This is a genomic window from Bacillus sp. FJAT-18017, from assembly GCF_001278805.1.
In the GTDB taxonomy this organism is placed as follows: domain Bacteria; phylum Bacillota; class Bacilli; order Bacillales; family Cytobacillaceae; genus Bacillus_D.
Genome location: NZ_CP012602.1, coordinates 4,986,485 through 5,012,216 on the forward strand (window position 1 = coordinate 4,986,485; position 25,732 = coordinate 5,012,216).

The 25,732-nt window shown below is 44.9% G+C and carries 26 protein-coding genes and 1 riboswitch; of the genes, 12 read left to right on the forward strand and 14 right to left on the reverse strand.

Annotation, left to right across the window (positions count from 1 at the left end):
• Positions 1 to 215: 215 nt before the first annotated feature.
• On the reverse strand, positions 216 to 731 hold the full coding sequence (locus tag AM500_RS23385) for a type 1 glutamine amidotransferase domain-containing protein (RefSeq protein WP_053601365.1): 516 nt from the start codon (positions 729 to 731) through the stop codon (positions 216 to 218).
• Positions 732 to 908: 177 nt separating this feature from the next.
• On the opposite strand from AM500_RS23385, the gene AM500_RS23390 reads away from it, so the two are divergent.
• Positions 909 to 1,256, forward strand: a complete 348-nt coding sequence (locus AM500_RS23390) for a helix-turn-helix domain-containing protein (protein ID WP_053601366.1) — start codon at positions 909 to 911, stop codon at positions 1,254 to 1,256.
• A gap of 75 nt (positions 1,257 to 1,331) precedes the next feature.
• Here AM500_RS23390 and AM500_RS25245 read toward each other — a convergent pair whose 3' ends face one another.
• Positions 1,332 to 1,481: an anti-repressor SinI family protein gene (locus AM500_RS25245; protein ID WP_156319891.1), complete on the reverse strand. Its 150-nt coding sequence runs from the start codon at positions 1,479 to 1,481 to the stop codon at positions 1,332 to 1,334.
• A gap of 29 nt (positions 1,482 to 1,510) precedes the next feature.
• A riboswitch (cyclic di-GMP riboswitch) is annotated at positions 1,511 to 1,603 on the reverse strand.
• 584 nt (positions 1,604 to 2,187) lie between these two features.
• Between AM500_RS25245 and AM500_RS25690 the strand changes: the two genes are divergently transcribed.
• Positions 2,188 to 2,358, forward strand: coding sequence for a hypothetical protein (locus tag AM500_RS25690; protein ID WP_156319892.1), 171 nt, complete (start codon positions 2,188 to 2,190; stop codon positions 2,356 to 2,358).
• 55 nt (positions 2,359 to 2,413) lie between these two features.
• On the opposite strand, the gene AM500_RS23395 is transcribed toward AM500_RS25690, so the two are convergent.
• On the reverse strand, positions 2,414 to 2,788 hold the full coding sequence (locus AM500_RS23395; protein WP_053601367.1) for a DnaJ family domain-containing protein: 375 nt from the start codon (positions 2,786 to 2,788) through the stop codon (positions 2,414 to 2,416).
• Between the two features lie 175 nt (positions 2,789 to 2,963).
• On the opposite strand from AM500_RS23395, the gene AM500_RS25990 reads away from it, so the two are divergent.
• Complete coding sequence (locus tag AM500_RS25990) at positions 2,964 to 3,137, forward strand: hypothetical protein (protein WP_197028371.1); 174 nt, start codon at positions 2,964 to 2,966, stop codon at positions 3,135 to 3,137.
• A gap of 63 nt (positions 3,138 to 3,200) precedes the next feature.
• On the opposite strand, the gene hutH is transcribed toward AM500_RS25990, so the two are convergent.
• On the reverse strand, positions 3,201 to 4,718 hold the full coding sequence (gene hutH / locus AM500_RS23400) for a histidine ammonia-lyase (RefSeq protein WP_053601368.1): 1,518 nt from the start codon (positions 4,716 to 4,718) through the stop codon (positions 3,201 to 3,203).
• A gap of 304 nt (positions 4,719 to 5,022) precedes the next feature.
• Between hutH and AM500_RS23405 the strand changes: the two genes are divergently transcribed.
• Positions 5,023 to 6,543 (forward strand): TolB-like translocation protein, encoded by a 1,521-nt coding sequence (locus tag AM500_RS23405; protein ID WP_053601369.1) that lies wholly within the window; start codon positions 5,023 to 5,025, stop codon positions 6,541 to 6,543.
• Positions 6,544 to 6,668: 125 nt separating this feature from the next.
• On the forward strand, positions 6,669 to 8,759 hold the full coding sequence (locus AM500_RS23410) for a DNA topoisomerase III (protein ID WP_053601859.1): 2,091 nt from the start codon (positions 6,669 to 6,671) through the stop codon (positions 8,757 to 8,759).
• 446 nt (positions 8,760 to 9,205) lie between these two features.
• Here AM500_RS23410 and AM500_RS23415 read toward each other — a convergent pair whose 3' ends face one another.
• Positions 9,206 to 10,081: an RNA polymerase sigma-70 factor gene (locus AM500_RS23415; protein WP_053601370.1), complete on the reverse strand. Its 876-nt coding sequence runs from the start codon at positions 10,079 to 10,081 to the stop codon at positions 9,206 to 9,208.
• 4 nt (positions 10,082 to 10,085) lie between these two features.
• On the reverse strand, positions 10,086 to 11,351 hold the full coding sequence (locus AM500_RS23420; protein ID WP_053601371.1) for a phytoene desaturase family protein: 1,266 nt from the start codon (positions 11,349 to 11,351) through the stop codon (positions 10,086 to 10,088).
• A gap of 147 nt (positions 11,352 to 11,498) precedes the next feature.
• On the opposite strand from AM500_RS23420, the gene AM500_RS23425 reads away from it, so the two are divergent.
• From AM500_RS23425 to AM500_RS23440, 3 genes are all read left to right on the forward strand, one after another.
• Complete coding sequence (locus tag AM500_RS23425) at positions 11,499 to 12,767, forward strand: MDR family MFS transporter (protein ID WP_053601372.1); 1,269 nt, start codon at positions 11,499 to 11,501, stop codon at positions 12,765 to 12,767.
• A 126-nt stretch (positions 12,768 to 12,893) separates the two neighbouring features.
• Positions 12,894 to 14,477 (forward strand): M20/M25/M40 family metallo-hydrolase, encoded by a 1,584-nt coding sequence (locus tag AM500_RS23430; protein WP_053601373.1) that lies wholly within the window; start codon positions 12,894 to 12,896, stop codon positions 14,475 to 14,477.
• Between the two features lie 440 nt (positions 14,478 to 14,917).
• The gene (locus AM500_RS23440) at positions 14,918 to 16,150 is read left to right on the forward strand and encodes an aminopeptidase (protein ID WP_053601375.1); all 1,233 of its coding nucleotides are present in this window, start codon (positions 14,918 to 14,920) and stop codon (positions 16,148 to 16,150) included.
• A 364-nt stretch (positions 16,151 to 16,514) separates the two neighbouring features.
• Here the strand turns inward: AM500_RS23440 and AM500_RS23445 are convergent, their stop codons facing one another.
• Both AM500_RS23445 and AM500_RS23450 read right to left on the reverse strand, forming a co-directional pair.
• Positions 16,515 to 17,198, reverse strand: coding sequence for a hypothetical protein (locus AM500_RS23445; protein WP_231688078.1), 684 nt, complete (start codon positions 17,196 to 17,198; stop codon positions 16,515 to 16,517).
• 116 nt (positions 17,199 to 17,314) lie between these two features.
• Positions 17,315 to 17,956 (reverse strand): trimeric intracellular cation channel family protein, encoded by a 642-nt coding sequence (locus tag AM500_RS23450; RefSeq protein ID WP_053601376.1) that lies wholly within the window; start codon positions 17,954 to 17,956, stop codon positions 17,315 to 17,317.
• Between the two features lie 205 nt (positions 17,957 to 18,161).
• Here AM500_RS23450 and mscL point away from each other — a divergent pair, with 205 nt between their 5' ends.
• Both mscL and AM500_RS23460 read left to right on the forward strand, forming a co-directional pair.
• Positions 18,162 to 18,563 (forward strand): large conductance mechanosensitive channel protein MscL, encoded by a 402-nt coding sequence (gene mscL, locus AM500_RS23455; RefSeq protein ID WP_053601377.1) that lies wholly within the window; start codon positions 18,162 to 18,164, stop codon positions 18,561 to 18,563.
• 100 nt (positions 18,564 to 18,663) lie between these two features.
• Positions 18,664 to 19,299: a Bax inhibitor-1/YccA family protein gene (locus AM500_RS23460; RefSeq protein ID WP_053601378.1), complete on the forward strand. Its 636-nt coding sequence runs from the start codon at positions 18,664 to 18,666 to the stop codon at positions 19,297 to 19,299.
• A 160-nt stretch (positions 19,300 to 19,459) separates the two neighbouring features.
• Here AM500_RS23460 and AM500_RS23465 read toward each other — a convergent pair whose 3' ends face one another.
• Positions 19,460 to 20,407, reverse strand: a complete 948-nt coding sequence (locus AM500_RS23465; protein WP_053601379.1) for a magnesium transporter CorA family protein — start codon at positions 20,405 to 20,407, stop codon at positions 19,460 to 19,462.
• Positions 20,408 to 20,578: 171 nt separating this feature from the next.
• On the opposite strand from AM500_RS23465, the gene AM500_RS23470 reads away from it, so the two are divergent.
• Complete coding sequence (locus AM500_RS23470; protein WP_053601380.1) at positions 20,579 to 20,842, forward strand: hypothetical protein; 264 nt, start codon at positions 20,579 to 20,581, stop codon at positions 20,840 to 20,842.
• Between the two features lie 71 nt (positions 20,843 to 20,913).
• Positions 20,914 to 21,633 (forward strand): TrkA C-terminal domain-containing protein, encoded by a 720-nt coding sequence (locus tag AM500_RS23475; RefSeq protein ID WP_053601381.1) that lies wholly within the window; start codon positions 20,914 to 20,916, stop codon positions 21,631 to 21,633.
• Between the two features lie 70 nt (positions 21,634 to 21,703).
• Here AM500_RS23475 and AM500_RS23480 read toward each other — a convergent pair whose 3' ends face one another.
• From AM500_RS23480 to AM500_RS23500, 5 genes are all read right to left on the reverse strand, one after another.
• Positions 21,704 to 22,336 (reverse strand): response regulator transcription factor, encoded by a 633-nt coding sequence (locus AM500_RS23480; protein WP_043931322.1) that lies wholly within the window; start codon positions 22,334 to 22,336, stop codon positions 21,704 to 21,706.
• Positions 22,329 to 23,372 (reverse strand): sensor histidine kinase, encoded by a 1,044-nt coding sequence (locus tag AM500_RS23485; protein WP_053601382.1) that lies wholly within the window; start codon positions 23,370 to 23,372, stop codon positions 22,329 to 22,331. The genes AM500_RS23480 and AM500_RS23485 overlap by 8 nt, the downstream gene beginning before the upstream one ends.
• Positions 23,369 to 24,106: a cell wall-active antibiotics response protein LiaF gene (gene liaF / locus AM500_RS23490; RefSeq protein ID WP_053601383.1), complete on the reverse strand. Its 738-nt coding sequence runs from the start codon at positions 24,104 to 24,106 to the stop codon at positions 23,369 to 23,371. The genes AM500_RS23485 and liaF overlap by 4 nt, the downstream gene beginning before the upstream one ends.
• 309 nt (positions 24,107 to 24,415) lie before the next feature.
• Positions 24,416 to 25,057 carry a PspA/IM30 family protein gene (locus AM500_RS23495; RefSeq protein ID WP_053601384.1) on the reverse strand — a complete coding sequence of 214 codons (642 nt, stop codon included), beginning with the start codon at positions 25,055 to 25,057 and terminating at the stop codon, positions 24,416 to 24,418.
• An 18-nt stretch (positions 25,058 to 25,075) separates the two neighbouring features.
• Positions 25,076 to 25,432 carry a lmo0954 family membrane protein gene (locus tag AM500_RS23500; protein WP_053601385.1) on the reverse strand — a complete coding sequence of 119 codons (357 nt, stop codon included), beginning with the start codon at positions 25,430 to 25,432 and terminating at the stop codon, positions 25,076 to 25,078.
• Positions 25,433 to 25,732: the final 300 nt, after the last annotated feature.

A 25,732-nucleotide genomic window follows, 5' to 3' on the forward strand; every position in this document is an offset into this window, starting at 1 on the left:
CCCGCCTTTACGAAGTTCAGTTCATACTTACTATATGTTTCTTAGTAGGCAATGCTTCCATTCTTTATAGTAGCCTTCTTTACCAAAAAATTAAAGCATAGCCTGCCCGTCGATAAACATACCAGCACGAGAATCCAAATCTATAGAAAAAACAGTGCCACTCCGGACACGGAATGGCACAATTTTAATTAGGGGTCTGACCCCTCCTGTATATACTAGCTAAGCAATTTGCAGGATTCACGGGTGAAGGCAGGGATATCGTCTGGGGTGCGACTGGTAACTAGCTGATTTCCGCAGACGACGACTTCTTCATCTTTGTAGTTGGCTCCAGCATTTTCGAGGTCGACTTTAATTGATTTGTATCCAGTGACGGTTCGTCCATTTAGCGCTTTGGCATTTATTAATAGCTGTGGTCCATGGCAGATTGCAAACACTGGCTTTTTTTCATCCATAAATGTTTTTGTAAACTCGACGAACCGGTCATCCGCGCGAAGAATGTCTGGTGAAAATCCTCCCGGCAGGAACAATGCGTCATAATCAGTTGGATTTACCTCGTCAATGCTATAATCAATGGTTGTTGTTGCTTCGCCCTGTTTGCCTTTTACTTCCTTTCCCTTTTCAGTCCCGATGCTCAATACCTCATGTCCTGCCTCAACATATGCTTTTGCTGGTTCTGTGTACTCGGAATCCTCGAACATGTCTGTAATTAGGCATGCAATTTTCTTTGCCAATTTCAACAGCTCCTTTTTCAGTTATCGTAGATTCCATTCCCGTCGGTTCGGGAGACAAAACGTCAAGTTCCTTATTTCCCAAGGTGGATATTCTGGATAAAGTACAGTTTGTATGGTACTTTTAAGGTCAATTTGTTATCATGAAATAAAGATATAAATCAAGGTGTGTGAACGTCTATGATTGGTGATCGTGTAAAGAAGATTCGAATGAAAAAAAAGATGTCGCTTTCAGAGCTTGCGGAGCAGGCAGGTGTTGCGAAGTCGTATATCAGTTCGCTGGAGCGGAATTTGCAGCGGAATCCTTCTATTCAATTCCTTGAGAAGATTTCAGCTGTTTTGGACGTTTCTGTCGATCAGTTGATTCATGAGTCTCCCACAAACGGTGGGGATGATCTTGACCGTGATTGGCTGAAGCTGGTAAAAGAGGCAATGGACTCCGGGGTTTCCAAGGAGCAGTTCCGGGAGTTTCTCGAGTTTAATAGATGGAGAATTAAGCAGGGGAATGACGGCTCGAATAAGCCCTGAGTTTAGCAGCTATCCAATAAATAAAACAAAATCCAATGGGTTGTCCCTCATTGGATTTTTTCCGTCTTAATAATTTTATTTTGCTACCGCCTGCAGCATTTGATTTTCATGCTTGTTTAAAAAATCCCTCACCAAATCTTTACTCAGTCCAATCTCTCTTGCTTCCATGATAAGAGCCATCCATTCCTGATCCAAGTTCTCTAAACCTCTTTCAGCAATTGCCACTGTCTTCACCCCTAAAATACATTCGTATTCCAGGCAGCTCAGCCGTCATCGCACCGGAATTCTCCCGCATTAGACCTGAAGCTTTGCGTCCCACCTTTTCAAGCGGTTTGCCTTTTTCTGTTCGTACTTAAGCAGTCAAGGCTGTCTGTTTCTATTACCACGGACGCATACTTAAGTAGTAGCTCTAGGCACTATTATAAATAGTTCTTTAGTAGTAAGGTGTTGTTTTTTGTCTGTAAAACAGCAAAAAATCCCACAATCTTTTTCCAATTCTATGCAAAAATCGCCAATTAATTTCCAAACCATTCTGTGTTTTGGTGGTACTTGCAACTTACTGCCAAACAAGCCGAGAAATTTGCGTTTTATTTGTCATCAATTTGTTGAAAATCCTCACTAAATGGGAGAAGTGACCTTGCAGGTATATTGGTGGAAAGGACATGGGTGTCAAAAGGTGAGTAAGTAAATATTTAATAATAAAGTAGTTGGGGACTTAACCGCAAAAACGCAATTTCACCCTTCCGCCTTTATACTACTCCCTTTTGCCCTATGTCCAATTATTGGCGGGAGGAGAATAACCATATTAAATACCTATTTTAATTAGTAGTTAGAAAATTTAGAATTATCGTTTGATTTCAACCAGCTCAATGAATATAATATAAACAACATAATAAAAGTGTTAATCGAATTATGTGGAGGAGGGTTTGACTTGACGCTCATTCATATATTAAATTATACGATTCCAATCGCATTTATGATTTTTTTCGGATTTTGGCTCGATCGGTTATTGAAGCCAAAATCAGTCCCCTTGGAAGCAAGTATTGCCGTGGAATCGGTAGAACAAATGGATCATGGACTGCCAGCTAAGAACGATGTTTAACATAATAAAATCTCAAAAGGACCAGCCTGGTTTTGGCCGGTCCCTCTCTTTATAGTCAGGTCAATTTTTTCATAACCTTTTCTGTGTAGTTTTTAAACATTGAAGAATTCGTCTTACCGCCGCGTTTTGACATAACACTGTTAAACCGGAGCATTTTCTGATTCAGTTTTTTTTGTAAAGCAGCTCGCTCATCATCGTCAGTGCAACGAGCAATCAATCCTTCAATAGTGGCCATTTCCCGGCGCAGCGTTGATTCCTCTGCTGTATAGCCAGCATTCTTCATCATGCGATATGCCACTCTGAGCTCTTCCGGTACCCCTGACAGGTCATCGTTTGGCAGCGGCTTGCCATAACCAGGCAAATTTTCAAACTCGCCTTTTTCATAAGCCTTCTTAATCCGGTCCTCCGAAATGATTTGGAAAAAATCCACTCCAGCTCCTCCTTAAAAGGTCTACGGTCTTCACTATAGGCTGCTTCAAGTACAGTATATCATTTTTCACTATCCCGGCCTAGTTAATTCAAATTTGCCAGAAGCACTCACTTTTCATAATTGATAGAGGTTCGGGGAAACTAGACCGGAAGCTATTTTGAAAGGAGTGCGATTAATGAGCCGCGGCCAAAATTTTGAGCATAAAAAGAAAGGGCATCCTGGAAACTTTCCTAAGGATACCTTGACTGAAAAGCATACAAAAGAAGCAATTGGCGATGAGGAGTTCCTTGTTGTGCGCGAAGCCTTTAAAAATCGTGTCGAGCAAGGTGACGGCAACAGATTTCACTAATGGTTTATCCTGAGTTCGGAGACATGACTCCGAATTCTTTTTTTGTTTTATGAGTCCTTGACTCTACACTTGCTCTTCCTTCGGCAAGACCAACCCTGCAATTTCAAGCTCCTTCAACCAGCTCGCGGCGGCTTCGATATCCTTGGAAAAAATACGATCCTGAGTAATAGCGGGGACAATCTTCCGTGCTTCTTCAAACAAGTTGGCGGTTGCCGACGCAAGCTTTTCCTTCCCGCGGAACTCGGCTGCCTGAAGCGCGCAGATAAGTTCAATGGCTAGTACACGCCTTACATTCTGAATGATTTGCCAGGCATGCCTTGCTGCAATTGTGCCCATTGAGACGTGGTCCTCCTGATTGGCTGAGGACGGGATCGAATCAACACTTGCCGGGTGGGCGAGGGTTTTATTTTCCGAAACAAGAGAAGCGGCGGCATACTGCATGATCATCGCCCCTGACTGAAGGCCTGGCTCCGGACTCAGAAAAGGCGGCAGGTCATTCAACTGAGGATTGACAAGTCGTTCAATTCTTCGTTCGGATATATTGGCAAGTTCTGCTGCAGCGATTTTCATAAAATCCATCGCAAAGGCAATTGGCTGGCCATGGAAATTCCCACCTGAAACAACCATACTGCCGTCATGGAAAATTAGCGGATTATCAGTCGCTGCATTAATCTCGATTTCAAGCTTCTCACGTACATATTCAAGAGCCTGCCAAGATGCCCCGTGCACCTGCGGAATGCACCGTATGCTGTAGGCGTCCTGCACGCGCAGTTCTCCCTGCCTCGATGTCATCTTGCTATCGCGTAAATAATTGCGAATCCTGGCTGCCGTGGAAATTTGTTGGGAATATCCTCGAGCCTGGTGAATTTCATCTGCGAATGCATCGATAATGCCGGTAAGGCCTTCAATGGTAAGGCTTGCGATCAGCTCGGCCTGGTAGGCAAGCTGCTCGGCTTCAAGGTATCCGACAGCCCCCATTGCAGTCATTGCCTGTGTTCCGTTAATAAGCGCAAGCCCCTCTTTAGCTTCAAGTGTTATTGGCAAAATCGATTCCTGCTGAAGTGCCGTTGCAGCATCCATCCGGGCACCCTTATAAAAGACCTCTCCCTCACCAATAAGGACAAGCGCTAAATGGGAAAGCGGGGCAAGGTCGCCGCTTGCTCCAAGTGAGCCTTGCTGGGGAATCACTGGGATAATATTTGCATTAACCAGTTCGATCAGCCGTTCAATAACGACTGGCCGGACACCGGAAAACCCCTTCAAAAGCGCATTCGCCCTAAGCAGGACCATCGCCTTCGAGACAACTTCCGGGAAAGGCTCCCCAATCCCGCATGCATGTGAGCGTATTAGGTTGAGCTGGAGGTCACGGACATGGGCAGAATCAATTAGAACATCACTGAATTTCCCAAATCCTGTATTGATTCCATAAACAACCTTTTTCTCAGCAACAATCCGTTCGACAGCTTCCCTGCTTTTCACAACACCAGCCATACTCTCGTCAGATGCACAGACTTTGGCGCCCTTATACAGGACTTCCTTCACTTCATTTAAGGTTAGCGTATTACCCGTTAACAGTATCATTGTTTTCACCTCTACCAATTTAGCAGAATAAAGAAAGAGGCTGGACTCCAAATCGGTTACGATTCAGGGTCCAGCCTCTTATTTATCATTGCTGCTTGTTTTATATTCATCGGAATCATCCTTATTTTTCGCGCATAAACGGGCGGTTAACAATCATGGACATGGTTTCATGTTTATCAGAAAATAACGATAATTACCTTTATTGTATGCCCGATAGGAAATACTGTCAATGGCTGGGAAAGATTACTTTTCGGACATAAAAGCCTGCTTACGGAACAAATTAAGCAGGAAAGGAGTTGGTTGTATGAAAAAATACTTCCTTATGCTACTTGCTACATGTATGTTGTGCGTGCCGGTATCCTCTTCTTCGGCAACAGGGAAAGTTTCGGATTCCGGCAATTCAACCTTGCTAGAGTCTCCTGCTCTTTCAACAGACTCTATGAACGAGGCTGGCACCAAGTCAGATTCCAGGCTCCTTACACCCAACCCGTCTAAAACCTCGGAGGCCGATATGGAACCTTCCGATGCCTCAAACCTTAATTCTGAACCTTCCTCCGCTAAAAAACTTAATCCTGGGCCATCCTCTGCCTCCGAGCAGAATTTGGAACCATCAACATCCTCGGATACAAGGTCTGCACCTTCAACAGCCCCATTAACCAGAGTAAAGGCCGCCTTTATCCGTGATGGCAATCTATGGGTTCTTATTGGCGGGAAAGAGAAACAGGTTACCTCCTCTGGTAAAATTCAGGCAAAGCCTGTGTGGTCGAGTGACGGAAACTTGCTAGCCTATCAAGAATCGGCACCTGCCGAATTCAAACAGAATGGCGAGCAGTCAGAACTATGGGTTTATGAGATTGCAACCGGTGAAAAGAAGAAGGTCTTTCACGATGGCCATTATCCAAAATGGGCTCCAAGGAAAAACGAGCTTGCCTTCAAGGATGGAGGAATCCTGGATATATCAGATTTAAAAGGATTTTATAATATTGCCACCGGAGTAGAAGACTACACTTGGTTTCCAGATGGGAACGGCTTTCTTCTTTCCGCTTCGGGTACCCTGCGGCCGGATGGCTGGTCAAGTGCGACGCTGTTTAAAAAGAAGCTTGCCGGCAATTATAAAGATGTGATTCTCTTCGGCGGAGTGGAACCGTTCTTCCAGCTCCCAAAAGAGATTGGTACCACTAAAGACAATCAGTTGATTGCAGTATTTCTTAGCCAGCTCACCTTTTCCCCAAGCGGGAAATGGATTTCTTTTATCGTCTCACCAACAGCATCCTGGTCGATGGATAGTAATATGGTTTGCGTAATTGACAGTGATGGAAAGAGGTTTACGGTCCTGGATGAAATTATTTTTGAGGTCGGCTCGCCTAAATGGGCCCCTTCCGAAGATACAATTGCCTATATCGCAGGCGGCGGCAGGATTGTTTTCGGTTTTAAAAATAAAGATCTGAAAGTTCGCGAAATGCCGGCCTCCGTGACGCTCACTCCTTCTGATTATGCAGATATTGATTTCGACTGGATTGACAACAAGTCACTGGTTGCAGCCCGGATTCGGGAACAGGAATGGTCCAATGACTTCAGCAAGCATCCTCTTCCTGTCCTTTACTCCATTGATATACCGACTGGCACACAAACAAAGCTTACAAGCCCCCCATCCGGATACGGCGATTATGCTCCGCAATACGTATCGACTGCCGGAAAACTAGTCTGGTTAAGAGGAGAGTCAATCCTTAACAAAGGCAGGACACTTTGGCGCGCAAACCCAGACGGATCGCAAGCGGAGAAGTGGCTCGACAATGTCGATTCAATTGTATTTTTTGAAAAATAATCCTCTTCCCCTCTGGGAGGAGGTTTCTTCTTTATTGCGTGGACCCCTGAATTCAAAAGTCAGGCTAATTCCGTTATACTGGTAAGAGGCTTACTCTAATTGCCTGAATGAAAGGATTGAATGCTGTGAAATCATTGGTTCTTGCCGAAAAACCGAGTGTTGCCCGTGAGATTGCACGAGTACTCGGATGCCGCAATACCTCCAAAAGTTATATAGAAGGCGATAAATATATAGTCACATGGGCGCTTGGCCACCTTATTGAGCTAAAGATGCCCGAAAACTATGCAACTAAGTACAAGGTCTGGAATCTCGAGGATCTGCCGATTATTCCCGACAAGATGGGGATCAAGGTCATGAAGCAGACGAGCCACCAATTTCGCGCAATCGAAGGGCTGGCCAACCGGAAGGACATCGGCGAAGTCATCATCGCAACAGATGCCGGCCGTGAAGGTGAGCTAGTCGCACGCTGGATCCTCGACAGACTTAATTGGAAAAAGCCGATTAAGCGTCTGTGGATTTCCTCGCAGACCGACAAGGCTATTCGTGATGGATTCCGCCAATTGAAGCCAGGTTCACAATTCGAAAACCTGTATCAATCCGCTGTATGCCGGGCCGAGGCTGACTGGCTGATTGGGTTGAATGTGACCCGCGCGCTAACGACAAAATACCGCGATCCCCTTTCTGCCGGACGAGTCCAGACACCAACTCTTGCAATGGTTCTGGATCGCGAGGACCAAATCCAGAAGTTCCAGCCTAAAGAATATTGGACGATTTCTATGTCTGCCGGCCCATTGTCGCTTGAGTGGGAAAAAAATGGAGAGAAGCGTCTTTTTGATAAGGCAAAGGCAGAGGATATTGTGCGCAAGGTTAAGGATGGTAAGGCGGTTGTCTCAAAAATTGACCGCAAGACGAAATCCGAGCCGCAGCCTCTTCCCTACGACCTGACTGAGTTACAGCGGGACGCAAATAAGCGGTTTGGTTTTTCTGCTAAAAAGACACTGAATACCTTACAGCGTTTGTATGAGCAGTATAAATTAGTTACCTATCCTCGTACGGATTCCCGCTACCTGACAACAGACATGGAAGCGACGATGGCCGACCGGCTTGGCGCACTGGCTAACGCTTACCGTGATGAGGTGAAACCTGTTTTAGGTAAAAGCACTGTCCTTGGGAAGCGCGTTTTCAACAATGCAAAGGTTACAGACCACCACGCAATCATCCCGACCGAGGAGCGGCCAAATTTGTCCGAACTCGATACGGACGAACGTAAAATCTACGATCTGATTGTGCGCCGCTTCCTGACGCTCTTTTATCCTGCTTATGAATACGAAACGGTTTCATTCGAGGTGAAAACCGAAGGCGAAATCTTTTCGACTCGCGAAACTGTCACAATAGAACCTGGCTTCAAAAAGGTCCTGGGCAAAGAAGAATCTGTTGCCTTAAAACCAGCAGTCGCCGCCCTTAAAGCCGGCCAGACGCTGACGGTGTCTTCGGCGAACACGAACCAGAAATGGACCGAGCCGCCTTCCCGTTATTCTGAGTCCGATATACTGGGGCAGATGGAAAAATTCGGACTAGGCACCCCGGCAACCCGCGCCGAAATCATAGAACGCCTTGTTGAAACCGAAGTTGTTGAGCGCCAGAACGGGCGCTTCCACCCTACGAAAAAGGGCAAGCAGCTAATCGAGCTTGTCAATGATGATTTAAAGTCCCCCGAGCTTACTGCAAAGTGGGAAGAGGATCTCGAGAAGATTGCCAAAGGGAAAGGGGATCCTAAGGCGTTTGGCAAGCGGATCCGTGAACAGACGGCTCGCCTGGTTAACGAAATTAAGACCAGTGACAAAACGTACCGTCCGCCAAACCTGACTGGGTCCAAGTGTCCTGAGTGCGGCGAGTTTCTTAAGGAGCGCACTACAAAGGACGGCAAAATCCTCGTGTGCTCAAGCCCCGAGTGCTCCTACCGGAAGCGCAAGGATGCCAAGCTGTCAAACCGCCGCTGTCCGCAGTGCCATAAAAAGATGGAAATCCACAATGGCAAAGCCGGCACCTACTTCCAGTGCCGCACCTGCAACGTGGTGGAAAAAGCAGAAGAACGCAAGAAAGCTGTCAACAAGCGTGAGGAAAAGCGCCTCGTGCAAAAGTATGCACCTCCGAAGGAAGACTTCGGCACCAGTTTGGGCGATTTACTTAAGCAGGCGCTGGAGAAAAAAGATTAAGTGAAAGTGAATTGGAGCGGGCCGCGGCCCGCTTTTTTGCTGTTAAAAAGTCTGTAGTTTTCTTTGCTGTTTTACTAGTAAGTCTCCAAGTACTGCTAGTGAAATACTACTATAGCCACGTGTTGTCTTAGTAATAAAGTGTTACTGATATCCGTAGTCCTTCTAGTACTACTCAGAGTACTACTATTTTTCCAGGTTGCTTTACTAGCAAGCCTCTGAGTACGGCTATTGAAAAACCACTATAGAAGCGTGTATCTTAGTCATAAAGTGTCACTAAAATCCGTAGTCCTTCTAGTACTACTCAGAGTACTACTAGTTTTCCTTGCTGTTTTACTAGTAAGTCTCCGAGTACTGCCAGTGAAATACTACTATAGCCTCACGTTGTCTTAGTCATAAAGTGTGGTGAAATCCGCAGCGCAATCTAATACTTTTAGTCTTGAACATCTTTAAAAATGTTTTCGAATGGAGGCTAACTTTTCGGGATTCATCATGATATAGATTTCGTTGATTTTGTCATCGGAGATATAAAAGCTCATAGTACTTTGAATCGTACCATCCATAAAAACAATGATTGCTGGCTGGCCATTTATATTTTTTACATCAATTTCAAATTCTCCTTGGGCTTTGCTAACGATACCACTTAAGAAAGCTATTACATTTGCTCGGGATACAATAGGCTTGATTGCTGCCTTAACAATTCCGCCTCCATCCGAGTACAGCGTGACATGTTCAGAAACCAGATCCAGTATCGCAGCCAAATTCTGAAATTGAAATGCTTGAATAAAGCCGTCTACGATTTTCCTGTTCTTCGAATAATCTAGGCTTTCTCCTTCGACAGCTGAAATTTTCCGCTTCGCTCGACTGAAAATCTTCCTGCAGTTTTCTTCCTTCTTTTCAACCATATTGGCAATTTCCTTATATTGGAGGCCAAATACATCCTTTAACAAGAGGATTGCGCGTTCATCTGGGGATAAATGTTCCATCATTCTCAGGTAGGCGATGCTTAGCCCCTCTTTTTGAAGAAGTGCATCCGATGGGTCCACTTCCTGTGAGATTTCCATTAAAAGTGGCTCTGGGTTCCATGGCCCAATGTACTTCTCCCGCTTGATTCGCGCAGACTTTAAAACATCAAGGCAGCGGTTGGTCAGCATTTTACAAAGATATGATTTCTTATTTTCAATTTTTTCCTCGTTGATTTGATAGGCTTTTAGAAAGGTTTCATGGACAATATCTTCAGACTCTGTAACTGAACCCAGCATCCGGTAACCTATAGAAAACAACAAAGGCTTTAGTTGTAGATACTCTTCATTACTTAATTGCATGACCTCACCCCATTCGATTTTTGATGATTTCAGCAGCTGCCCGTTTTGCGCTGCTTGCTGCCCCCTCTGCCAATATTAAATCGGGACATGCCCAGTCTCCTGCTATATATAATCCTGGAATCTCTGTAGTAGAACTGCCTAGCTGAAACTCATCACCAATCTGGGGCAGCCGGTGGTTTACTGTAATTTGGGGCATGTACCGGCTTGTAATCACATGGTCTTTCCAGTCTGGTTGAATTCCCTCAAGGAACTGTTCTAGCTCCTCTTTAACTTTAGTTCCATCAATCTTCTCGTCCGGATGGAAGTATTTAAATACATGCAAAACACTATTATCCTTGTCTTCAGAAAGTCTGGCGCAGGCTGAATGGACCGACATATAAAAAGGCTTCCTTATGTCCATAGCAAACAGTTTCTTTGGCCTTGGAAGCTTTGTTAATGCTATATCCAAGGTGGCTCCTTTTACCGGGATCATATTCCTGAAGAAGGCACCCTCGTCTTTACCCAGCATCCCGGCCAATTCCTGTGGCCCAGCTGTATAAATCACATTTCTGCCCAGGATTTCCTCCCCATCTGAAAGGACAACTTTTAAAGAATCAGTTGAAGTCTCTGTGATTTGTTCTACAGTTTTATGCGTCTGTATTTGGACACCTGTGATGACCGCTTGGTTGTGAAGTTGGTCAATAATTGTCTGCCATCCTCCATTGAGATAAATAACACCACCCAAGACACTCTTCAAATGCGACAATATCACTGCAGCACCTACCCGTTCCGGGGCATGGCAATAAGCCGAAAGCCTTCCAAGTACGAATAGTAGCGATTGGACCTTTTTAGAACGGGCTGTTTGTGTAACCCATTGGCAGAATGTAAGCTCAGCTATTTTTTGCACATCAACACGAATAACTTCTGATAAAACCGCTAACCACTCCACCTTTTCCTTCCAATTCAAATAATGTGTCGTTAACACCCCTATTGCAGAAAAAGGAGCAATGAATTCATGGTTGTCTCCAGTTAAAATGCCATCCGGTTTGGGCCGCTTTCCATCAAGCTGGATACCTAATTCTTCGAGAATGACCCATGCTTTTCCTTTTTTATAAAGAGCATGAGGACCAAGGTTAAAATACTGTCCTTTAATTTTCGTTGTCCTTGCCCTTCCGCCAACTTGTTTCCCCTTTTCCAGCATTAAGACAGACAACTTGCTCCGTGCCAGGTAATTACTTGCCACATAGCCTGCTAAGCCTCCACCAATTATCACTACGTCCCATTTATCCATTCTTCATAGCCTCCTTTTATTGTTCATTCTCATGACGATTAAAGGTGCGTGGCTGTGACATTTTGGTGGTACAGTTATTGTAAATTCTTCCCCGCCGGTAGTATGATAAAGAAGTTATTGGTTAAACAGAGAAATGGAGTTTTTTATATGCGATTAAGGGATTGGGATGCGAATTTGCGGATCCGGCTTGTGTCGGAAGCGTTATTAAATACAACCTTTTGGATGTTTTTTCCGTTCTTGACGATTTATTTTGCTGGGGAGTTTGGAAAAACAAATGCGGGACTGCTGTTAATTTTTTCACAGGTTTTTTCGGTGTTTGCGAATTTACTAGGCGGCTATTGCGCGGATCGGTTTGGCCGCAAGAGAATGATGGTTGTTGCTGCTGCCGGCCAGGGGATATCCTATCTTCTATTCGGAATCGCTCAGTCGCCATGGCTTGATTCCCCGATGCTTGGGTTCATTTGTTTCACTGTTGCTGGCATGTTTATTTCAATTTACTGGCCGGCCAGTCAGGCAATGGTTGCTGATCTTGTCGACGAAAAGAACCGCAGCAGTGTTTTTGCTGTTTTTTATACATCAACCAATATTTCGGTCGTTGTCGGGCCAATTCTGGGTTCAATTTTTTACATCGACTATCCGTCTCAACTGCTGGTTGTCTCAGGGCTAATCGGTTTCGCGCTGGCGTTCATCCTTGGGAAATGGGTGCGGGAAACGCTGCCGGCATCAGTTGCTGCCTCCAGAACAGCGGACAACTTAAGATGGTATCATGTGCTCAGAGACCAGTTTATGGATTATACAGTAATTATAAAGGACCGAACCTTTCTCCTATTCATCATTGCAGGGATTGTGCTTGGACAGACATTCATGCAGCTCGACCTTCTATTTCCGGTTTATATGAGTGAGATGGTCAACAACCAGAATCTCTTCAGTTTCGGCAGCTGGTCGTTCGATATTGATGGTGACCGCGCATTTGGGCTGGTTCTCGCGGAAAACGGCCTGCTTGTTGTCTTATTGACAGTGGTCATTACACGATGGATGGTGAAATTCAAGGAACGCGATGTCTTCATCGCCTCGGCGGTCCTGTATGCAGTTGGGATTTATATATTCGGCCAGACAACATGGATTTGGGGGCTTATTATCGCAATGGCGATTTTTACATTCGGGGAACTAGTGTCTGTAGGCATCCAGCAAAGCTTCGTCTCCAACCTTGCTCCCGAACACTTGCGCGGCCAGTATTTTGCAGCAGCCAGCCTTCGTTTTACTATAGCCAAGACAATCGCACCCATTTCGATTCCATTGTCCGGCTGGGTTGGATACGAGTGGACCTTTATCATTCTCGCGCTCCTTTCCTTGGTAAGCGGATGGATTTATTGGATTACCTTCAAGACCTACTTTAAACAGAGGTCTCTGGCTTAGAGATTTTTTTAAAAAAAAAGCAGGTTATGGATTAATCGAATTGAATAATAACATGATGGTGCACACGCAGGTTCAGCAACGCTATAGTGTGCACCTTTTTACTATATATAACCGGAGGAAATTCGTATGCTTTGGCAGACAAAAAAACAAATGGCAGAGCTGCTGGCACGCCTTGTCAGCATTCCGAGCATCACCGGTTCCGAGTCGGAACAGCTATTCCCGGACTTGCTCGCCCTTGAATTAAAGTCACTTCCTTATTTTCAAAAAAATAGCCATCATTTACAGATTCACAAATCACCGGGGGCGTCTTACCTGACCGCATTGGTTGAAAAACCTGGCACTAAAAAAACGATTGTAATGATCAGTCATTTTGATGTAGTAGGTGTTGAAGATTACGGCCAGCTTAAGGAGGATGCCTTCTCTACCGATAGGCTGACCAATCGTTTCAGTGAAGACCCTGAGATGCTGACAGAGGCAGCCCGCGCAGAGCTTGAGAAAGGTGACTGGGTATTTGGGCGCGGGACGATGGATATGAAGGCCGGACTCGTTGCCCAGATATCTTTATTGGAGAGGTTTTCTTACGGTGAAATTGATGGGAATCTGCTTTTGGTCACGGTTTCCGATGAGGAAGTTGGCTCAAGTGGGATGCTTGCCGCTGTCGAGGAAATGGTTCGCCTCCAGGAGGAGCTTTGCCTGGAATACGTGCTTTGCCTCAATTCCGAGCCATCGTTCAAGGAGCATCCGCTCGATACAATCAAATATATGTACACCGGCACAATTGGCAAAATGATGCCGACATTCTTTTGTGTTGGGCAGGAGACACATGGAGGCGAGCCATTCGCCGGGCTCAACGCATCGCTCCTAGCCGCAGCACTAACCATGGAGTTTGAACTGAACAACGATTTTCTAGAGCAGGTTGGGGTGGAGAAAACTCCTCCGCCCACCAATTTGATGCTGCGTGATTTAAAGGAAAGCTACAATGTTCAGACTCCCACCTCGGCGGTTGCAATGTTCAATCTTCTTTATATGGAGCAGACTCCTGAAGAAATTGTTGCCAGGACACTTGAAAAAGCGAAACAAGCTGCCAAAAAGGTTCTAGGTCATTATCACAACAAATCGGAAGCTGCGGGCGTTGCCGGACTTCCTTTTGAAATTCCAGTTCTCACGTGGGCGGATCTTTTTTTAAAAGTAAAGGAAAGCATTGGTGCCTCCCGGACGGAAGAATTGCTGACATATGCACTTGAGGCAAGTGCCGGGGAGGATGAGCGCGGCAGGAGCCTGCGTATGGTTCAGGAGTTTTCCGCCTACGTTGAATCAAAACCATTCATCGTCTTTTATTTCAGCCCGCCTTTTTATCCGGCGGTTTCATCCAGATTCGATGAAACAGTCCGCTCCTTGGGTGATTTTTTGAAAAAGGAACAGCCAGAGCTTGTTGAACGTGGCTTTTTCCCTGGGTTGTGCGATTTGAGTTATGCTACGTCATCGGTTTCAAAAAAGGATACGCAGCTGCTTATTGGGAATATGCCTCTGTATAAACATGGCTATAGCATTCCGTTTGAGTTGATCGATCAATTAAGGATGCCCGTTTTCAATCTTGGGCCATATGGTGCAGACCCCCATCAAAAAACAGAACGGCTGGAGCTGAATTATTCCTTTGTAACATTGCCTGGTTTGCTCGAGAAGCTTGCCCGCCATGTATTTTCTATATGAGCTGGCAGACTTATACAAAAAAAGATGCTTAGCCGCTGCTAAGCATCTTTTTTATGTTTTGTCTTAATACTAGTGGATAAAAGAGCTTTCCATTCAACCGATTGTGGAAGAAAAACAATCGTCAACCGATAATTTTGAAAACTTTGTGAACTTTCAGTTGTTTCACTTGAAATATGAGCGTATACTGCTATTAAAGGTAGATTTCAATATTGGGATGGTGAAAATGATGGATTGGATGTCGCCGACCTCTTTGTCTGGAATCATAACATTTGTAGCGTTATTTTCCTGGGGTGTTTTCCTAAACGTAAAGCTTTATAATGATATCGGACAGTAGGCTTAGCCTGCTGTCCTTTTTTCTGAAATTTCAGCAGTTATTATTTCTTTTTTACATAAAAACACGCTAAACTGTAGAGGACGAAACTGGAAAAGAGGTACATAGGATGAGCGATTTTAAAACAAGATTAGAGAAGTATGCAGAGCTTGCAGTGAGGGTTGGCGTTAATATTCAGCCTGGGCAAACACTCGTTATCAATTGTACGCTTGATGCAGTCGAGTTCGTAAGGCTTGCAGTCAAGAAAGCGTACGAAGCGGGTGCGCACAATGTTGTTGTCAACTGGACGGACGATAAAGTATCCCGGACGAAATATGAACTTGCTCCTGAGGAAGCATTCAACGAATACCCGAAATGGCGCGCAAAGGAGTCTGAGGAACTGGCGGAAAATGGCGCGGCGTTGATGTCAATAGTGTCTTCTTCACCAGACTTGCTGAAAGGCGTTAACCCGCATCGAATTGCCAACTTCCAAAAGTCTGCCGGCAAAGCTCTATCCCGTTACCGCCAGATGATGCAGGCAGACAAATTCAGCTGGACTGTTATTGCGGTTCCTTCCGCGGAATGGGCTGCAAAGGTTTTCCCGGATGTCCCAGAATCCGAGCAGGTCAGCAAACTTTGGGATGCCATTTTTGCTTCTGTCCGTGTCGATGCTGAAGATCCGGTACTCGCGTGGAAACAGCATGACCAGACATTGCATGCAAAGGTTCATGTATTGAATGAACGACGCTTTAAATTCCTTCATTATAAAGCTCCTGGAACTGATTTGATTATTGAGCTGCCAAAAGGTCATCTTTGGGTGGGAGCAGGCAGCACGAATGAACAGGGCCACGAGTTTATGGCGAACATGCCTACTGAGGAAGTTTTCACAGTTCCTTTAAAAACAGGTGTGAATGGCGTTGTCTCTTCGACCAAGCCGCTTTCGTACGGCGGCAATATCATCGACAAATTCAGCGTAACCTTCCAGGAAGGCCGAATTGTTGATGTTAAAGCGGAAGAAGGCGAGGAAATTCTTCGCCAGCTAGTCGAAACCGACGAAGGCTCTCACTATCTAGGTGAAGTGGCGCTCGTACCGCACGACTCACCAATTTCAAACTCGAATGTTTTGTTCTACAATACATTGTTCGATGAAAATGCCTCCAACCACCTTGCGATCGGGGCTGCTTATGCATTCTGTCTCGAAGGCGGCAAGACAATGACCCGGGAGCAGCTTGACGCGGCAGGCCTGAACGACAGCCTGACCCATGTCGATTTCATGATTGGCTCTGCTGAAATGGACATCGACGGCATTTCAGAAGACGGTGCACGAGTGCCAGTCTTCCGCTCCGGTAACTGGGCAATCTAAGCCCCGCGCGGGTTCAAGCAAATTTAATCAAACGTCCGTTTAAATTTGAATACTAAAGCCAAGCATGAAAAGCATTGGACTCCTCTTCAGGAATCCAGTGCTTTTTTCCATTTCACAAATAGCCGAATGCCTTAAAAAGCTTGTATCTCCTGACAGCAAGTATTCCTTTCCAATACCGTTTGGCTGCTTCCGCCTCCTCGGGGTACATGCCCCAGCTCCAGGTAATTTCCCAGATCCCGTCTTCACCCATCGTCTCAAGATAATGGGCTAAGTTCTCCTCGACAAGTGTTCCGAACCGCTCACAAAGCGCATTTTCCGGTCCGTCTATGAAATCAAGCGGCAGTGGTCTATAGCCTTTTCCCCATTAAACGTTTCGGTCCACAGCCTGTTCAGCCAGAGAAAGTACCTTCTCTGAGACACCATCAAAAGAAAACGGCAGCTTCGAATTAAACTCCTGTTCCTGCGGGCTGAGGATTTTTATCATTTGAAGAAAATTATTAATCTCATGCCAGTCCATTTCGGATTGTTCCATTAAATAACTGACTGCTTTTTCAATGCTGTCCCATCCGGTTTGTGCGGCTTCGCTTCCAGCCTCTGACCAATGGACAAGGAATGCAGCGAGCTCTGCGCCGGGGTTGAACATCCAATTGTCTTGCGCCCCCTCCTGCCAGTGCCACCATGGAGCGTGGGGATGCTCATTGTTTTCAGGCTGGACTGTTTCCCACATTCCTGTGCCGCCATCGACAGTTTTCACGAGATAATCCAGCATCCTACTCACAACCGGCTCATCCCGATTTGCCCCAATTTCAAATAAAATCTGCCCTGCTGTCCATGTTCCGATGGCAGAAGAAGCTGGCAGCCAGAAATCTGGTTCAATTCCATGCCCAAAACCGCCATCTTCATTTTGATAATGTTTCAACTGCTCGATGACTTCTTCCCTACTTCCGTTTTGAAAAAGTAAATCAAAACGGGCTAGTTCCAAATCCCTTCCTTGTGTCGCTATGTATTCCCTTGCCTGTTGAAGCTTTCTTTCCTGAACCTTGCTCATATCCATCTCCCCCTTGAAAAACTTACTAGTATACAATTCGATAGGAAACTATCTATTTCCTTTTGAACTATATGAAAAGGCCATCCTTATGCAGGATGCCCTTTGAGGGAATAAATTTATGCCGCCTTTTTCCAGGTCCGAACCTCACCTCTTCTGAAGGTTGGGAAATTGACTTGATAGTATACCGAAATGACCCTTATCGTAAACGTAACAGCCAGACAACTATAAAAAGTAACTGAATCCGGAACATGACCGTCCAGCATGTAGTAAATGAACCCCCCTGCTATGGAGGCTACCGCATAGACCTCCCTCCTGAACACGAAAGGAATTTCTTTTGTAAAAATATCGCGAGCAATGCCGCCTCCTATTCCGGTGGCAAGCCCCATCGAAAGGACGAGGAACATCCCTGCACCGGGAATGGAAAGAGCGGCATCCGCACCAAGCCCAGTGAAAACGCCGAGGCCAATGGTGTCCGAGACAATAATTGTGTTTTTCAGCCTGATCGTATTTTTATAAAAAAGAATAGTAGTAATTGCGGCGGCAACACTTGCCAGAAACCAGTACGGTGATGAAAAGGCAACTGGTGGAAACTGGCCAATCAACACATCACGGATAATCCCCCCGCCTAGAGCAGTTGCAACAGCCAACGAGACTATGCCAAAAAGGTCGAGCCTCTTTTTAATCCCGGTCAATGTCCCCGACACCGCAGCGGCAATGATACCAATATATATTAAAATCGTAAATATCACAGTGTCCATTGTGCTTTCTCCTAAAGATGAAATCCATTCCGAAATTAAATGTACTCTCCCTGGAGCGTAACGGCAATTGATTTTTTATGAACGTTTTGTGTAGATATATGGCAATGCCATTTACACCTATTTCCCTTTGCCAACAAATTGCAGTGACTTTTATCCATACTATTGTTAGAGTATTTTTGTAGATTAAAAATTGGAGGAGTACCAGATGAGTCATTTTTTACAAGAGTTTAAGAAGTTTGCAATGAAGGGGAATGTCATTGACCTGGCAGTCGGGGTGATAATCGGGACTGCTTTCGGAAAAATTGTTACCTCCCTTGTGGCAGATATCGTCATGCCGCTACTGGGCATCCTGATGGGCGGGGTCAAGTTCACCGGCTTGAAAAAACAGGTAGGCGATGCAACAGTAATGTACGGGTCTTTCCTGCAAACCGTTGTTGACTTTCTAATTATTTCTTTCTCCATCTTCCTGTTTATCAAATTCATTAACCGATTTAAAAGGAAAGAAGAAGAAGAGATAGTTGTTGAGAAAATCGATCGATCCGAGGAGCTTCTGACCGAAATTAGGGACCTTTTGAAGGAACAATCCGGGAAACGCGGACTAGAATAATAAGGATGTTATTTTTTTCAAAAAAATAAATAAAAGGTTGAAACCTTTCATATAGTTGTTCGTAAAACACTTTACTACAAATCCAGAGGTGACCTTTTATATGTACGCTCAAACAAGTACAGAATATTTACCGTCCGTGATGAGGACTTTCGCAATGTCGATTGCGTTTGCGTTTCTCGGGTCAATTGCAGGCATGTTCGTTCCGCCTGCACTGTTCATGCCGCTTGTGTTCGTTGAACTTGGCATGCTGCTGTTTGCGTTCTTGATTCGAAGAAAAAAGCTGATATCATATACATTCCTTTATACCTTCACATTTATCTCAGGGATTACGACATATCCAGTGGTTGCCTATTATGCAGCAGCATCAGGCGGAAATACAGTTCTTTTGGCGCTTGCCACAACCACAGTCGTGTTTGCCGGCATTGGTGTTTACGCAACTAAATCGAAGCGCAATTTTTCCTGGATGGGCGGGATGCTCGTTGCAGCCCTGCTTGCTCTGATTGCTATTTCCATCTTCAATATCATCTGGCCGCTTAGCTCGACAGGGATGCTTGCCTTTTCATTCATAGGTGTTCTTGTATTCAGTGGTTATGTATTATTTGATTTCAGCAGGATGAAGCATTACGGAGTATCTGCAGAGGAAGTGCCGCTGATGGCCCTTAACCTGTATCTGGACTTCCTTAACCTGTTTACTAGTATCCTGCGGATTTTCGGAATCCTTGGCAGTGATGACTAAACTCCTATTTATTGGTATAAGAAAGCAGGGACCCCCGTCCTGCATTTCTGAAACAGTTAAACCCGGCTAAAGCCGGGTTCTTTTTATATCATTTGGTTGTTATAGAATCATATTATTTCGGACAATATTCGCATAGCCTTTGGAGCGACGATCAGCTGCCTCATTTAAAAAACGAATTTTTCTTCTTGCCCCGCAATATATCACCGGACCAGCCCTTCCTCTTTACAATTCCGAACAGTAATAGTGTAGAAAAGATAATTACCCCGAAGGAAAAAAGGTAACCATACTTCCATTCGAGCTCCGGCATATACTTAAAGTTCATTCCCCATATGGCTCCAAGTACAGTAGCTGGAGTGAACAAGGTTGTCAGGACAGTGAGTGTTTTCATAATCTCGTTGCCGCGGTGAGATGAAACTACCTCTTCCAGGTTAATTAAGGTATCAATCTCTGCCTGATAATCACTAACTATGGTGAAACCGCGTTCAATTTTAAGGCAAATCCGCTGATAATACGGCTTGTCAGCAATCCTTTCGGCGAAGGCCTCCTCCAGCGCTATTCTAATTTCCCTGATTGGTATCATCAAATGCTTCAACACGAGAAGCTCATGCCTGCACTGGTAAATCTCTTCGAGTATCTCGGTACTATTCTGCTCCTTCATTTTCCAAAGTAAGTTATTCAGCCTTACTTCAAATGGATCTATTTTAATAAGACTGCTAGTCATCACTTCACCAAGCAGAACCGAAAAGCCCTCAATTGCGTTCCCTGTATTCTCCATCTGCTCATCTAAAATATATTTGCTATCGTTTTTACCAAGGAGACTGTATTCAAGATTGGAAGTAATCAGAAAGTCCTCTCCTACAAAGAAGTGGAAAAGGTGGTTATCGTCTTTATCTAATAAGTCCTGCCTGAACACCAATGAACCCCCGACCCACTCTGCCCCTGGCCTAAATGTATTTATCACAATACTATTTGTTTTTGTTTCCTGGATTTTTTTTATCCAGTAATCAAGGTCATATTGAGCTTTCTCAGCGGCTATCTTCTGCAGACCTTCCAAGTCAAAATCCTCAAAATCATACCAGGACCATGAATTATTAAATTTCTTCACCATGCAATTCCACATCCTAAGAAAAAGGTCTTACTTTATCCATCCCCATCTTGCCCCCATTCAAAACTGGCACTATGTAATTGACATGTTTTCGAACTCTAAAGATGGGTATTTAATATAGACAAGATATGAAAGATAGTAGAGACAAACTTTTATAAAGGAGAGGATTTAGCCGTGAAAACTAATACACGATATTTGGTCGCAGGAGCCGGAATTGGAGCGCTTCTCTGGTATGCGTTAAAGCCAACAAAAATGGATGTTAAAGGTATGTATGAAACGGTAGCAAACAAACTCCCTTTTGGAAAAACAACCACTGAGCCGGTTGTTGCAAAAGCTGGCCTTTCAGATCCGATGGATTTCGATGACAACAAGATGGTCAGTGAAGGTTCGCAATATGGAGTCCATTATTATAATCAGAACGAGCAGGATAAGGCCTAAAGGAATAACCTCCTTTAGGCTTTTTGCCGCTAGGAATACAGCTATTCGGCCTATTTAATGGGGGAATTTCCATGGGGTATGGATTTATTGTGGTTTATATAAGCATCATTCTCTTGGTGGTTGAATTGTGTACTGTCCTATTTGTGCTGACCGGCCTGGACAAACATATTGCCCGTTTTCAGGTTATATCAATATTAACAGGCACCGGCTTTACGACAGGTGAGTCGGAGTTGATTATTGCACATCCAATCCGAAGGCGGCTGGGTGCCTTTTTGATATTCTTCGGGGCCTTTTCACTTGCGGTTATTATCTCTGCAATAAGTGGAATTCTTCAGAAGAGCTTTCACTTCAAGGAAATTGGCATCGTTGCGGGTATCCTGGCAGCCCTCTTGTTGATTGTCAAGCTTCCTTCGGTGCAAAAAAAGCTTTCTGATAAAATCCACAAAGAGCTGGAGGAGGATTTCAGCCTCGAGGAGCTGCCTATCAAGGACGTTTTTTTGCATAAGGAAGATGATTTCTTTGCGGATATTCATATTCATGAGGAATCAGGTTTTATCGGGAAGACGTTAAAAGATCAAATTAAAGAAGAGGACGACATTAATGTTCTTTTTATCAGGAGAGGCGATGTCATTCTCCGCCATAAACGTTATGAGGAAAAAATCCAGGCAGGTGACCAGCTCCTCCTTTATGGAGATAAAAACTTCCTCGAAGATTTTTTTGCTGATGAAATCGAAGCTCAAAAGAAAATGAAAAAGGAAAAAATTGAGACCCACACCAATAGCCAGAGATAAGAAAAAGCCCTTCATTTAGGTGAGGGGCTTAGTCATAATAGCAGTTACCCTAAAAGATAAGAAATAATTACTATTTAGTCAAATTGTGCTTGAATGCGTAAATGACAGCCTGGGTCCGGTCCTGGACCTGTAGCTTGGATAGGATGTTGCTAACATGCGTTTTGACGGTTTTCAGGGCAATGAACAGCTCGTCGGCAATTTCCTGGTTCGCTTTGCCTTCAGTCATCAGAAGGAGAATTTCCATTTCACGCTCTGTCAGTTCCTCATGGGGAAGGATTTCTTTCTTCTGCCGCATTTTCATCATCATTTTTCCGGTGACTTCCGGTTCAAGAATTGACTGCCCCTTGTATGTAGAACGGACTGCGTTTGCTATTTCGCTTGCCTTTGAAGTTTTCAACATATAGCTCGTCGCCCCTGCCTCGAGAGCTGGGTAGACCTTTTCATCGTCAAGAAAACTTGTCACAATGATGATTTTCGCATCGGGCCATTGCTCGATAATTTGTCTTGTCGCCTCAATCCCGTCCATCTCTTTCATAACAAGGTCCATGAGGATGATATCCGGCCTTAAGCTGAGAGCGAGTTCTACGCCTTTTTTCCCATTATCAGCCTCGCCGATCACCTCGATGTCAGGCTGCGCCGAAAGGTAGGATGAAACACCGATCCGCACCATTTCATGGTCATCCACAAACACTACCTTAATCATTTTCCCCATCCCCATTCGAGACAGCCGGTACCTTTACTTCAAGCCGCGTCCCTTTATTTTTTACAGAAACAATCTTCAATGTGCCGCCAATTTCAAGTGCTCTTTCATGCATATTTTGCATGCCATATGAGCCTGCCTTCCTGTCTTCTTCATCAAAACCAACTCCATCATCGGTTACACGAAGAATGATTAAACCGTCGCGTTTGACTAACAGGACACTCAAGGTAGTTGCCTTTGCATGACGCAGCGTGTTCGAGACAGATTCCTGAAGGACCCTGAACAAGTGGTCCTCGACCCCTTTATCCATTTGGAAGTCTTCTGCCTTCCAATTAATGTTGATTGTAACCTTTTGGGCCAATTCACTCATCAGTTCAGCTATGCCTTCTTGAAGCGTCTTACCCTTTAACGCAGCCGGCCTCAAGTGAAGGAGGAGTGCACGCATTTCAATTTGCGACTGGTGAATCATTCCCTCTACCAGCTTTAACTGTTGAGCTTCCGGTTCTTTCTCCGGCATTGTCTCTGTTATCGCCGACATTAGCATCGAGGCAGCAAAAAGCTGCTGGCTGACCGAGTCATGCAGCTCGCGGGCGAGCCGATTGCGCTCCTGTGAAATAATTTCCTGGATTCTCGTTTCCTGGACTTCCGCCTTTTCTGTCGCAAGCCGCTGGGATATTTTCGCTTTTTCCGTCAGCTGGCGATTGAGGTGTCCAATCTGCGCCTGAATTTGCTTCATTTCGTACAGCGAGCTCTCCGCCCTCTGTTCGGCATAATGGCCTTCCTCGATTTGGCGGAGCGACTGCTCAACCAAAGCAAACTGAGACCTCCAATATTGGCCGGAAACAAACCCGCCGACAATTCCCAGGACACCCCCGAACAGAGGAGTAAAGATGAGGAATGGAATACCCAGAATATGTGTTGTCCATAACGAAGACCATTTATCGAGCGGATAAACGGCAAAAAACGCCGCCGTGCTGGCCACTGTTAGAAGAAAGGCAAAACCGAGGCTCCATAGGACCTGACGTTGAATTGCGCTCATATCCTGGCCACCTCTAGGTTCCCGACAACTAGTGAAGTAAAAATCTTCACTTTCTGGCTCGCGATATCGTAATCCCCCGTTTTCATGTGAAGAACCTGATTAAACACTTTTGGTTCCTCATGTTCAAACACTGTCGTTGAGCCGGCAACCACAGAATGATGGACGCTGACTTCAAGCTCATAAGGCACCAGGATTCGGACATTGCCAATAATATTGCGGACAAAAATCACTGATTCCCCTTTTGGCAGCAGAGTATAACTTAAATCAATCACAGTGTCGCCAATTCCCGTTTGGATATTGATGTCGTTCCAGTCATATACCCCGCCAGGAGTCTTTTGTGATGCAAATATGACATTCTCGAGGAGCGGCTGTGTCCGGATGAGGGGTCTGCCGGGTTCAGGATTATCAGCGGGCAGATTGATGTCGGGCTTTATTTGTTTTGGCGTTTTTTTGGATTGAATAAACTGGGTGAGCACAAATAGCAGCAACGCAATCAGGATAAGCTTAAAGGTCATCATATTAATAATGCTCGTGACCAGAATGATAATTCCAACCCAGAAAATAAGCCTCCAGAACTTCGAGTGCCGTTTTTTCCTTCCCATATAAATCATTGCACCAGAGAGGAAGATAGCAAATAACAGCCCGCTATTAAAAAAGGCAATTTCCAAAAGAAGCACAATCGCTCCAGCAATGATTAGCCAGCCCATATAATCCCCTGTCATTTTTCTATCCATCTTGCTTCCTCCCCACAGGTGTACAGTCTATAGTGAATTCACCAAATTACTTCGGTGAGAGCTTTTTTAAATTTAGTTATGGGCGATTAGCTTTCCATATGGTCCAATTCAAGAATATCATTCCCAAGGTTTTTCAGGAAGGGACAGGTTAAAACTTTGTTCCTCTCTCTGTAACCTTTTGACAAAATACTGCAACTCTATTTCCGCAGTGAAAAATTGAAGGGCGGACTCGTTCGAAATACGATTTCCGCACACTGGTTTGATTTGCCAAAAGGAGACCCCTTCTCCAGGGTCCCCCTCTTACCATCCTTACTGAGCGTCCTTTATTTCCTTGTTCTTTATATCTTTTTCAAGCTGGGCAATTCTGGCATCAATTGTATTGCGGAAATACGAGCTATTGACTTCATGCTCCAAATTATCAAGGTATGATTCAATTTCCCTGAATTTGTTCGCCGATTTAATTTCGCCTGTATCAACGACCTGATTAATTCGATGAGTGGCGCGGCTCATATTTTCCCGTCCCATTAATTCCAGGCGGCGCAGGTTCATATCTTTCAATTTGTGCTTCATTTCCTCATACTTTGCCTCAAGCTCATTCAACTGGCGGCCGGCAAGGGCAATTGCTTCTTCCAGGCGTACAGCCCGCTCCGTATATTGGATCTGTTCACGGTTAGCAAATTCGTAAAGTTCCTGTTCGCCTGCCAGGTTGGCTACATCTGCCTGAGACGAGCGTTTTTCCGCCATTTCCTTAGCAAGGTGATACTCGCGAGTGAATTCTTCCTTCAATGCATGCTGGCGTTCTACCAGCTTCCGGACTTTTTCAGTTTCCTTTTCACACTGGCGCAGGTACTCGTTCAGCATCGCAACCGGATTCTGCCTTTCCTTTTGGTCCAATGCTTCATGAAGGTCTGCCATTACAGTGTTTTTAAGCTTTGTAAATAAGTTAGCCATTTCGACTCTCTCCTTTAATTAGTAATTTTTGTTTAGTTCGTTCCATTGCCTTTCAAAGTTAACGAATGGATCGCCCGCTTCTGCTTTTACTGGCTCAGCATACTTTGTGCCGTTCCAGTGTTTGTACACAAGGTACAACACATAAGCAGCCGCTACACCAAAGATGGCCGGGGCATTGCTTGCGGCAATTGATAAAACAATCAAGCCGATGATTCCCAGCCCGATTTTCCCCATTGTGGAATCCGTTTTGAGGAATTGTTTAATGACGAAGTACAGGATTGCCAGGCTGACCGCCATCCCTGCAATCGGCCCAATGGTTGACAGCAATACAATCGCCGCTATCCCTCCAGCAACAAGTAACCCGAATTTTTTCATGTTCATTTCCTCTCCTTTCATGTCTCTATCTTAGCTCTATCGCAGATTTCCCATAACGAACCCTAGCCAGATTTTGAACTAAGACTTGAGGCTGAGGACATGCAGGACCTACGGATTTTTTCCATAAAAAAGCACCCGTCGAATTCGAAGGGTGCCAGCAGTAAGTCTAATTTTGATATGAGGATTTACTGGGTCGCACAGCCCCATAGCAGACCCAATATGCGAAAAGCTTCGCTTCAGGATGTTGCTCGTAACCTGGTGATTGTCAAACCATGGCCCCCACCAAACTAATGGTGTTTT

Bases quoted from the DNA above. Each gene is read 5' to 3' on its own strand.
- AM500_RS23440 (WP_053601375.1), top strand. From the start codon at position 14,918: ATGAGCGATTTTAAAACAAGATTAGAGAAGTATGCAGAGCTTGCAGTG.
- AM500_RS23460 (WP_053601378.1), top strand. From the start codon at position 18,664: ATGTACGCTCAAACAAGTACAGAATATTTACCGTCCGTGATGAGGACT.
- mscL (WP_053601377.1), top strand. From the start codon at position 18,162: ATGAGTCATTTTTTACAAGAGTTTAAGAAGTTTGCAATGAAGGGGAAT.
- liaF (WP_053601383.1), bottom strand. From the start codon at position 24,106: ATGGATAGAAAAATGACAGGGGATTATATGGGCTGGCTAATCATTGCT.
- AM500_RS23465 (WP_053601379.1), bottom strand. From the start codon at position 20,407: ATGGTGAAGAAATTTAATAATTCATGGTCCTGGTATGATTTTGAGGAT.
- AM500_RS25990 (WP_197028371.1), top strand. From the start codon at position 2,964: ATGAGCCGCGGCCAAAATTTTGAGCATAAAAAGAAAGGGCATCCTGGA.
- AM500_RS23445 (WP_231688078.1), bottom strand. From the start codon at position 17,198: ATGAGCAAGGTTCAGGAAAGAAAGCTTCAACAGGCAAGGGAATACATA.
- AM500_RS23420 (WP_053601371.1), bottom strand. From the start codon at position 11,351: ATGGATAAATGGGACGTAGTGATAATTGGTGGAGGCTTAGCAGGCTAT.
- AM500_RS23425 (WP_053601372.1), top strand. From the start codon at position 11,499: ATGCGATTAAGGGATTGGGATGCGAATTTGCGGATCCGGCTTGTGTCG.
- AM500_RS23405 (WP_053601369.1), top strand. From the start codon at position 5,023: ATGAAAAAATACTTCCTTATGCTACTTGCTACATGTATGTTGTGCGTG.
- AM500_RS23415 (WP_053601370.1), bottom strand. From the start codon at position 10,081: ATGCAATTAAGTAATGAAGAGTATCTACAACTAAAGCCTTTGTTGTTT.
- AM500_RS23500 (WP_053601385.1), bottom strand. From the start codon at position 25,432: ATGAAAAAATTCGGGTTACTTGTTGCTGGAGGGATAGCGGCGATTGTA.
- AM500_RS23430 (WP_053601373.1), top strand. From the start codon at position 12,894: ATGCTTTGGCAGACAAAAAAACAAATGGCAGAGCTGCTGGCACGCCTT.
- AM500_RS23390 (WP_053601366.1), top strand. From the start codon at position 909: ATGATTGGTGATCGTGTAAAGAAGATTCGAATGAAAAAAAAGATGTCG.
- hutH (WP_053601368.1), bottom strand. From the start codon at position 4,718: ATGATACTGTTAACGGGTAATACGCTAACCTTAAATGAAGTGAAGGAA.
- AM500_RS23480 (WP_043931322.1), bottom strand. From the start codon at position 22,336: ATGATTAAGGTAGTGTTTGTGGATGACCATGAAATGGTGCGGATCGGT.
- AM500_RS23495 (WP_053601384.1), bottom strand. From the start codon at position 25,057: ATGGCTAACTTATTTACAAAGCTTAAAAACACTGTAATGGCAGACCTT.
- AM500_RS23475 (WP_053601381.1), top strand. From the start codon at position 20,914: ATGGGGTATGGATTTATTGTGGTTTATATAAGCATCATTCTCTTGGTG.
- AM500_RS23485 (WP_053601382.1), bottom strand. From the start codon at position 23,372: ATGAGCGCAATTCAACGTCAGGTCCTATGGAGCCTCGGTTTTGCCTTT.
- AM500_RS23450 (WP_053601376.1), bottom strand. From the start codon at position 17,956: ATGGACACTGTGATATTTACGATTTTAATATATATTGGTATCATTGCC.